Below are 9,048 nucleotides of genomic sequence, written 5' to 3' on the forward strand. Positions count from 1 at the left end.
CGATGCGCCAGGGCTGCGTGCCCTGGCAATGGCGACCGAACGACAGCTCGAAGTCGAACAGCGTGCCGGCCTCCGCGCCACCCGCCAGCAGCGCGGCGAGCGAGGGCGCGGCGGGCAGGGCGGTGGCGCGGCCGGCGGCGAAGAGGAAGCAGTCGCCGGCCAGCAGCAGGCAACCCTGGCGGCCGTCGCCGGCGCTCAGCCAGGTGCCCCAGTTGCGCCCGAGGGATTCCGGTAGGCGCTCCCAGACTTCGTGGTAGCTGCCGTCGAGGCCGTCCTCGAGCACGCGCTCGCTGGACTCGAAACGCATCCGGCCGATGTCCTCGCGGCCGCTCGGCGGCTGGAAGTCGATCGCCCGGTGCCACTGGCAGAGGTCGTCGTTGACCTCGGTGACGCCGGCGAAGCCGGCCTGCAGCACGCGCTCGGCCTCGCTGCGCGGTGCCGGCTGCGGAATCCGCAGGTCGGCGAACAGGCGCTCGGTCTGCAGCCAGTAGACGTGGGTGCTGCTGTCGTGAACGCCACCGGTGGTGGTCAGCAGCGTGCGCTGCCAGACGCCGAGGTAGGCGTCGGGAACAGGTTTCATGAATGGAACTCCGGGAACTGGCGCAGGCCGTTGAAGAAGGCCATGTCGTGGTTCGGCCACAGCTCGCCGCCGGTCTCCCGCGCCAGCGCCTTGAGCTTGCGGATGCTGTCGATGGCCATGTCCTCGCGATCCTGCCAGAGCGTGCCGGGAGCGATTTCCTCCTCAATGTTCTCGGTCAGGTCGGCGGCGTCGCCGGCGAGGATCACCGGCTTGCCCTCGGGCAGCTCGATCAGCAGCGACATGTGCCCGGCGGTGTGGCCGGGCGTGTCGATCGCGCGCACGCCGGGGACCAGGTCGTACTCGCCGGTCTGCACCTTCCAGCGGTAGTCGCCGGCGAAGTCGTCGGCGAAGTAGGCCTCGTCGGCCTGCCCGCGGGCGGCCTCCAGCTCGGCGGCGTGCACGTGCGCCTCGGCGCCGCAGACCTCGCAGAGACCGCCGGCGTGATCGAAGTGCAGGTGGCCGAGGAACACCAGGTCGATGTCCGCCGGGGTCAGGCCGAGGCGGGCGAAATGCGCCGGCAGGCGCTGCTCCTCGCTCATCTGCGGCGCGCCCAGCGGGAAGTCGCCGTACCAGCGCTCGCGCAGCGCCGGGTCGGCGATCTTGCGGTAGTCGCAGCCGACGTCGTAGAGAATGCGCCCCTGCTTCGTCTCGATCAGGTAGGCGAGGATAGGCGCCTCGATGGCGATGCCCTGGCCACGGCGGTAGGTGGAGATCGACTTGTCGTAGCGGTAGGTCGCGGTGAGCAGCGGCCACAGGCGGGTTACCTGGGTCATCGGCGTTCCTCCCATTCGGCCAGTACATCCTGGCTGTCGAGGACGCGGCCGAACAGCCCGCCTTCCACCGCCATCATCGCCACCACGGCGGCGTGCAGCGTGGCGTGCGCCGAACCGCAGGCATCGTCGACCAGGGTGCAGGCGAACCCGAGATCCACCGCGCTGCGCAGCGTCGAGGACACGCAGACCTCGGTGGTCACGCCGGTGACGATCAGCTCGTCGATGCCGCGGTTGCGCAGCATCAGCTCCAGGTCGGTGTGGGCGAAGGCGCTGTAGCCGGGCTTGTCGATCACCGGCTCGCCGGGCAGCGGCTGCAACTCGTCGATCAGGTCGTGGCCGTACTCGCCGCGCACCAGCAGGCGCCCCAAGGGGCCCTGGCCACCGATCGGCGCACCCGCGCACTCGGCGCGCCGGCGCTTGCTTTCCGGCAGGTCGGCGAGGTCGGGACGATGGCCCTCGCGGGTGTGGAAGATCGCCAGGCCGTGGCGACGGGCGCCGTCGAGCAGGCGCTGGATCGCCGGGATCGGCGCGCGCAGGCGCGTGATGTCCAGCCCGGCGCGGTCGGCGTAGCCACCGGCGGCGCAGAAGTCGCGCTGCATGTCGATGACGATCAGGGCCGTGCTCACAGCGCGAATTCCTTGCGCACCGCCTGGGCGATGCCGTTGCAGATGTCGCCGGCCATGCGCGCGCCCTTCTCGGCGCTGCAGCCCTTGGCCGAGGACAGCACGCCGGACGGCGGCACCCACTCGGTGCGGCTCGGGTACATGTCGTAGGGCGGGAAATCGGCGGGCGGATCGTTGGGGATCAGGTCGATGCGCACCAGGTTCGGCAGGTAGTGCAGCATCAGCGACGTCTCGATCACCGCCGCGTGCTCCAGGGCGAAGCCGGGGAAGCCTTCGGGGAACACGTCGGCCAGGGTCTGCTCGCTGCAGAAATCCCAGTGCTCCAGGCGCATCACCTGCAGCTTCGCGGTGGGGCCCAGCTCGCGCAGCGCCAGCTCGATGCCCTCGGTGACGAACCACTGGTTCTCGTAGTGACCGTCGACCAGCACCAGGCGGGTCACGCCGTGGCGGGCGAACTCGCGCACGGCGTCGCGTACCAGGGCGATCAGGGTCTGCCCGTCGAGGCTGGTGGTGCCGCAGAAATGGTTGCCGCCGCCGCACTTGGGCTGCGACTTGTAGCCGTAGGACAGCGCCGGTGCGACCAGCCCGCCGACGCGCGCGGCGACGTCCTCGCAGAGCGCGCTGGCGAGCAGCGCGTCGGTGCCCAGCGGCAGGTGCGGGCCGTGCTGTTCGGTGGCGCCACAGGGCAGGAAGACCACGGGCGATTCCTCGCTCACGCGGCGGGCGTATTCGACCCAGCTGAGCTGGTCCATGCGTACGGTTATCATCGGTTTGCCTCGCAGACAGAGGGAAGGGTGGGCCGCGGCGGACGCGCGGCGATGAAGGCGGCGGCCAGCACCAGGGCGCCGCCGAGCCATTCGCGCAGGCCGATCTCGCGCTCGCCGAAGGCCGCCGAGCTGAGCACCGCGGCGATCAGTTCGACCAGCGCCAGCACCGCACCGCGGCTGGCCTCGACGTGGCTGAAGCCGTACTGCGCCGCGGCCATGGAGACCAGCCAGAAGGCACCGAACAGCGCCACCAGGCCCCAGGTTTGCACCGACATCGGCGGCAGGCCGCGGCCCTGGATCAGGCAGAACAGCGCGCCGAAGGCGGCGCTGCCTAGAAAGGCGACCAGCGCCTTGCTGGTCAGCGGCACACGCTCGGCCGAGCGCGTGGCGATGTTGTTGAGGGCGAAGGCCATGCCGGCGGAGAGCGCCAGGGCATCGCTGCCGTGCAGCGCCTGGAAGCTCTCGCGGCTGACGCCAAGGGTCAGGGCGATGCCGAGCATGGCCAGCAGCACAGCGCCGATACGCGTGGCGTCGAGGCGTTCGCCGAGCAGCAGCCAGCCGCCCAGTAGCGCCCATACCGGCGCCAGGTAGAACAGCAGCATGGCGCGCATCACGTCGCCTTCGGACAGCGCGCTGACCAGCCCGGCGGTGGCCCAGCCGCCGCACGCGCCGATCGCCAGCAGGTTGAAGCGCTGGCTCCACCAGGCGCGGCGCTGGCGCAGGATCAGCGGCAGGCTGACGAGGCTGAGCAGGCCGTAGCAGGCGAGGATCAGCGGCATGCCGAGCAGCCCGCGGTTGGCGAACATCTGCACCGGAATCCAGCCGAGGCCCCACAGGATCGCGCCGCTCATCAGCGCCAGTTCCGCTCGCAGCAGGCTCATCTTCAGCCCATCCAGGCGCCGCCGTTGGCGCCGAGGGTCTGACCGTGGAAGAAGCTCGCCTGCGGCGAGACGAGGAACAGCACCGCCGCGGCGATTTCCTCGGGGCGCCCGAGACGGCCGGCGGGGATCGCGGTTTCCGCGGCGATCATCTCGGCGCTCATGTGCTCCAGCGAGACCATCGGCGTGTCCACCGGGCCGGGCGCCACCGCGTTGATGCGGATCGCCGGGGCGAACTCGCGGGCCAGCGACTTGCTCAGGCCGATCACCCCGGCCTTGGCGGTGCAGTAGGCGACGTACTGGGCGCGGCCGAGCTGGCCGAGTTCCGAGGCGATGTTGACGATGCTGCCGGTGCCGCGTGGCTGCATGTGCCTCAGCGCCTGGCGGCAGCAGCGGTAGACGCCGCCGAGGTCAACGCCGAGCAGACGTGCCCAGTCGTCCTCGTCGGTGTCGAGGAAGGCTTTCTCGAGAATGATCCCGGCGTTGTTCACCAGGATGTCCAGCGGCCCGTGGCCGAGCACCTCGACGAACATCGCCTCGACCTGCTCCGCCGAGGCGACGTCGGCCTGTACCGCGTGGGCGCGGCCGCCGCCGGCGACGATCTGCGCCACCAGCGCCTCGGCGGCCTGCGGCTGGTCGAGGTGGTTGATCCATACCCGCGCGCCGGCGTCGGCCAGCGCGATCGCGATGGCGCGGCCGATGCCCTGGGTGGCGCCGGTGACCAGCGCGACCTGGTGTTCCAGTGGCCGCGCCATCAGTGCATGACCTCGCCGTGGCTGACCGACAATGCCTGCCCGGTGATCGGCGTCGCCAGTGCGCTGCCGAGGAACAGGAAGGTGCCGGCCAGGTCCGCCGGCGTGAGCAGTTCGGGCACCGCCTGCGCGGCGAGGATCGTGGCCAGTTCCTGCTCCTCGCTGCGCCCGGCCTCGGCGGCCATCACCCGCAGCGAACGCATCGCCGCCTCGGTGGCGATCCAGCCGGGGCACACGGCGTTGACGCGAATCCTCCGCCCGCCCAGTTCCCAGGCCAGCGAGCGGGTCAGGCCGATCACCGCGTGCTTGCTGGCGACATAGGCGGAAAACCCCGGCACGCCCTTCAGGCCCCAGATCGACGCCTGGTTGATCACGCTGGCGCCGTCCTTCAGGTCCCCCAGCAGGGCGCGAGTCAGGCGCAGCATCGAGGCGACGTTGTTGTCCAGCAGCGCCTGCCAGTGGGCATCGGCCTGTGCGCCGGTATCGCTCAGCGGCGTGGCGTACTCCACGCCGGCATTGTTGATCAGCACATCCAGCGGGCGCCCGCCGCGGCGGGCGGCGTAGTCGGCGATGGCAGCGCTGTCGCCCAGGTCGACGCAGGCGATGCGGCTGGAGGTCAGCGTCGCCAGTTCCTCGGCGACCTGCCCCAGCGCCTCGGCGTTGCGGTCGAGCAGATCCAGGGTGGCGCCCTGCTCGGCGAAGGCGCGCGCCAGGCCGCGCCCGATGCCGCTGGCCGCGCCGGTGATCAGCACCTGTTTGCCGCGGTAGTCGATCATGCTCACACCGCCGTCAGGAAGGACACGCCGACCGCGCCGTAGAAACCGTCGGCGCGGTGTTTGCCTTCCGGCTCGACCACGCCGTAGTTGTCGTCGATGACGCGGCGCAGGCGGTGCTGGTGGAAGCTCTTGAACAGCAGGTGCATCGGCAGCACCTGGGCGTAGTCGTCGCCGTACAGCTGCTTGTGCAGCGCCGGCAGGCGGTACCAGGGCGCCACCGGTTTTTCGTGGTGGGCGTTGTGGTAGGCGAAGTTGAGCAGCAGCAGGTCGAGCACCGGCCAGCGCACCGAGACCACGTTGCTGAAGGTGTTCATCTGCTCGTAGGTGCGGTCGCGGGTCTTGTCGTCGGGGATCTTGCCGCCGTCCTCGAGCACCGCGAAGGCGTCGTAGGTGTGCTGGTAGGCATCGGTGAAGCGCAGCACGGTGAGCATGATCGACCAGGCGACGAAGTACAGCACGGCGGCCAGCGGCGAGGCGTAGGCGAGCAGGCCGAAGAGCACGCCGCGGATCAGCAGGGTGAGCGCGACCTTGCGGCGGTTGGCGCGGTGCTTGGCGTTGTCGGTGATGAACGGCAGGAGGATCACGTAGTAATGCATGATCAGCTCGACCGCCGGCACGTAGGCCCATTCCGCGGCCAGCACCAGCTTGCGGAACCAGGCCGGGCTGCGGGCGAGGAAGGCCTTGGTGTCGAAGGTGATCACGTCGGCGCGGTCGACGTGGTGGCGCATGTGCTTCGTGCGCAGGTCCTGGAAGCCGGCGTAGCAGCTGCCGCAGATCCAGCTGCACAGCTCGCCGGCCCATTCGTTGTGCCGGGGCTTGGCGAAGATGGTGCCGTGGGCGAATTCGTGGATCAGGTAGGCGGCAACGATCATCGCGTGGGCCAGCAGCAGGGTGCCGGCAGCGATCGCCGCCCAGTGACCGGAAAGCAGCAGGCCGATGCCGCCGACGTAGCCGACGAGGGTGTAGGCGATGGCCAGGGTATTGGCCAGGCGGCCGTCGGCGTAGCGGTAGATCTGGGTGGACATGGGTTCCTCCAGCGGTGGAGCGCGGGCTCGCCGTGGCGAAGTCGGGCGCAGGTGCAGCGTCGGTGGAGGGCAAGCCCCTCCACCGGCGAGGACGCGATTACTCGGTCAGCGCTTTGACGAACTGGGCGTCGTAGGTCTTGGCGAAGTCGGGGATCTCCGCGATCTGGCCGTTATCCTTGAGCAGCTTGGCGATCACCGCGCCGCTGCCGAAGAACGAGGTGGTGGCCTCGGCCTTGGTGAAGTTGGTTTCCATCTCGTTGAGCGGGATGTTGTACACGCCGCTCATCTGCGCCTTGGCTTCTTCGGCGTCGACGCCGAGCACCTTGCCGATGATCTTCGCCGCTTCGTCCGGATGGCTCTGGATGTAGGCGAGGCCGTCGAGGTAGCCGAGGATCAGCGCGCTGATCGCGGCGGGTTTCTTGGCGATCATCTTCTCGTCGAACACCAGCACGTCGGTGATCAGGCCGGGCGCGTCCTTGGACGAGTAGACGACATGGAACTTGTCGCCGGGCATGCCGAGGATCTGCGACACGTTGGGCTCGTAGGTCACGCCGATCGGCAGGCTGCCGGAGGCCATGGCGCCGGGAATGCCTTCGGGCGTCATGTTGACCGGCTGGATGTCCTTGTCGGTCAGGCCGTTGGTCTTCAGCGCATAGGCGAGCAGGAAGTCGGACGGCGAAAGCGGGTTGAAGCCGACCTTCTTGCCCTTGAAGTCGGCCACCGAAGTGATGGATTTCTCGGCGACGATGGCATCGCCACCGTTGGAGAAGTCGATCGGCATCACCACCTTGTGCGCCAGGCCCTTGGCGGCCGAGTTGATCACCTGGTCATAGGTGAGCATGCCGCCGTCCAGCGCGCTGCCGGCCATCGCCGACGGGATCATCGCGGGATCGTTGAAGAACTGCAGCTGCACCTTGAGGTTGTGCTTCTTGTACAGATCGAGGGCATCGGCGACATAGAAGGGCGCGTAGCCGGCCCAGACCACGGTGCCGATCTTCAGCGATTCGGCCGCGGAGGCGGCGACCGGGAGTAGCGTGGCGGCGGCCAGACAGAGGCCGGCGAGGGTCTTGCGGAACGCGAAGCGGGTTAGCGACAGGCTCATGGCGGAACTCCTACACAGGGAATCGGGCACGGGATGACGACGCGTCTCCCGGGCTTTTATCCCGCCGTGTAGCCCCCTTGTCCTTGGGGCCGGAGAACTCTCGGACCTGCCATCCACTCGCGTGGACCGGAACCCTAGTTCGCCTCTGGTGTTGCTCCTGTGTGCCAAGCGTCATGAGTGCACGATGTACCAGCGTTGCCGGCGCGTTGACTCATCCCGTTCGCTTGGGTTTTTGCAAGTCCGGTGCCAGTTTGTCGCAGCCTGCCTGGCGTGCCGGCAAACCCCAGCGCGTTCAACGGGTTGGCGGCATCCGGCGGAACCGGCGTGGGAAATGTGCGCTGCGCCTGCCACGCTTCGGCGCACCAGCGGCAGGCGCCACGCCAGTTTTCAGTGCAACGAAGCCGCCTACTCGCCACCCACGGCGAAATTGGGCAGCGCGTCCACCGGCTGGGCGAAGTCGAAGGGAATCGATTCCAGCGCCAGGCCGACGTTGCGCTGGACCACGAAGTGCAGGTGCGGACCGGTGCTGTTGCCGGTGTTGCCGGAGAGCGCCAGCGCGCTGCCGGGCAGCACGCGCTGGCCCTCGCGCACCTTCACCGAGCCCTGCATCAGGTGCAGGTAGACGCCCATGGTGCCGTCATCGTGAAGGATCCGCACGAAGTTGCCCGAAGGGTTCTTGCCGCGCCCGCTCTGGTCGTTTTCCACCTTCACCACCATGCCGGCGCGGGCGGCGACGATGGGTGTGCCCTCGGGCATGGCGATATCGATGGCGTAGCGACCCTTCGGCGTGTTGTGGCTGTAGCCGCCGTTGGCGCCCTGGCTCTTGCGGAACGGCCCGCCGCGCCAGGGCAGCGGATAGCGCACCGCCAGCGGCTGCAGGCGCGGGTCGCCGAGGGCGTAGCGCAGCCTGGGCGTGTAGCGCAGCGGCTGGCTGGAATCGCGCGGCGCGAGGGTGGCCAGGCGGATCGAGCTGCGTGGCGGCAGCACCCAGTGGATCGGCTTGTCCGGCGCGCCGACCGCGTTGTCGAGCTTTTCCAGGCGCAGCTCGACCTCCACCGGCGCGTACAGGTCGTTGCGCACGCTGAGGGTTTCGCCGCCGGCGTGCTTGCGGGTCTCCAGCTTCACCTGGTTGTCCAGGCGCTCGACCATGCGGTCCTGGAACACGAACACCTTCGCGCCGGGCGCGGCCTGGTCGCTGTAGGTGACCACGCCGTTGGCGTCGGTGTACTTGTAGACGGTCAGCGCGGCGGCGGGCGCGCTGAGCGCCAGCAGGCAGCAGAGGAAGAACAGGCGTCCGGGCATAGGGTTCCGCGGTGGAAGGGATCGCGAGGCGAAGATAGCAGCGCCGGCCCGGCTCGGCGAATCGCCGGCCGTCGCGCAGGACGCCCTAGGCGCCGGGGACGAAATGCTTCTGCGCGGTGCCGCGGGCGATCAGGCGCGAGAGGTAGTCCATTTTCTGCGGGTCGCGGTCGACGAAGCGGAAAATCAGCTGAAGCCAGTCGCTGTCGGGTTTCGGCTCGAAGGCGGCGACCGAGTGGAGGTAGCCGTTGAGGCGCGCGACTTCGCCGCCTTCGCCCTGTTCCAGGTCGAGCACCGCGCTTTCCAGCACCTGCGGGATCAGCTCGCCGCGGCGCACCACGATGGCCGCTTCCTTCAGGCTGATGGCCTTGATCACGCAACTGAGCATGCCGCCGGGCAGGCGCAACTGGCCCTGGCCCCGGCCTGCCGGCGCGGCGGCGGGTGCGGGTTTGCTGGCGGCGGGAGCCGCGGGG

The 9,048-nt window shown here is 69.4% G+C and carries 10 protein-coding genes, 1 pseudogene and 1 riboswitch; all 11 genes and pseudogenes read right to left on the minus strand.

From position 1 onward, the window contains the following. Positions 1-580, minus strand: a 580-nt coding sequence (locus B2X67_RS18505; protein WP_286786408.1) for a hypothetical protein, incomplete at its 3' end; no start/stop codon positions are given. Next, a complete protein-coding gene (locus B2X67_RS18510; RefSeq protein ID WP_286786409.1) occupies positions 577-1,353 on the minus strand; it encodes an N-acyl homoserine lactonase family protein in 777 nt (258 codons plus the stop codon). The genes B2X67_RS18505 and B2X67_RS18510, both read right to left, overlap by 4 nt. Then, positions 1,350-1,988, minus strand: coding sequence for a cysteine hydrolase family protein (locus tag B2X67_RS18515; RefSeq protein ID WP_255964505.1), 639 nt, complete (start codon positions 1,986-1,988; stop codon positions 1,350-1,352). Before B2X67_RS18515 ends, B2X67_RS18510 begins: the two co-directional genes overlap by 4 nt. Then, on the minus strand, positions 1,976-2,740 hold the full coding sequence (locus B2X67_RS18520; protein ID WP_286786415.1) for a creatininase: 765 nt from the start codon (positions 2,738-2,740) through the stop codon (positions 1,976-1,978). Before B2X67_RS18520 ends, B2X67_RS18515 begins: the two co-directional genes overlap by 13 nt. Continuing rightward, positions 2,740-3,624, minus strand: a complete 885-nt coding sequence (locus tag B2X67_RS18525; RefSeq protein WP_286786410.1) for a DMT family transporter — start codon at positions 3,622-3,624, stop codon at positions 2,740-2,742. The genes B2X67_RS18520 and B2X67_RS18525 overlap by 1 nt, the downstream gene beginning before the upstream one ends. A gap of 2 nt (positions 3,625-3,626) precedes the next feature. Continuing rightward, the gene (locus B2X67_RS18530; RefSeq protein ID WP_286786411.1) at positions 3,627-4,376 is read right to left on the minus strand and encodes an SDR family NAD(P)-dependent oxidoreductase; all 750 of its coding nucleotides are present in this window, start codon (positions 4,374-4,376) and stop codon (positions 3,627-3,629) included. Further along, entirely contained in the window at positions 4,376-5,149 is a 774-nt protein-coding gene (locus B2X67_RS18535) for an SDR family NAD(P)-dependent oxidoreductase (protein ID WP_286786412.1), read from the minus strand. The genes B2X67_RS18530 and B2X67_RS18535 overlap by 1 nt, the downstream gene beginning before the upstream one ends. 2 nt (positions 5,150-5,151) lie before the next feature. Next, complete coding sequence (locus B2X67_RS18540) at positions 5,152-6,174, minus strand: fatty acid desaturase family protein (RefSeq protein ID WP_286786413.1); 1,023 nt, start codon at positions 6,172-6,174, stop codon at positions 5,152-5,154. A 97-nt stretch (positions 6,175-6,271) separates the two neighbouring features. Then, entirely contained in the window at positions 6,272-7,276 is a 1,005-nt protein-coding gene (locus tag B2X67_RS18545) for an ABC transporter substrate-binding protein (protein WP_090224388.1), read from the minus strand. Between the two features lie 43 nt (positions 7,277-7,319). After that, positions 7,320-7,425: riboswitch (guanidine-I (ykkC/yxkD leader) on the minus strand. 256 nt (positions 7,426-7,681) lie between these two features. Then, a complete protein-coding gene (locus B2X67_RS18550; RefSeq protein ID WP_286786414.1) occupies positions 7,682-8,578 on the minus strand; it encodes a peptidoglycan DD-metalloendopeptidase family protein in 897 nt (298 codons plus the stop codon). Between the two features lie 85 nt (positions 8,579-8,663). Continuing rightward, positions 8,664-9,048: pseudogene (locus tag B2X67_RS18555) on the minus strand (response regulator); the annotation flags it as partial.

Source organism: Pseudomonas sp. UBA3153 (genome assembly GCF_002364635.1).
In the GTDB taxonomy this organism is placed as follows: Bacteria; Pseudomonadota; Gammaproteobacteria; order Pseudomonadales; family Pseudomonadaceae; genus Pseudomonas_O; species Pseudomonas_O kuykendallii.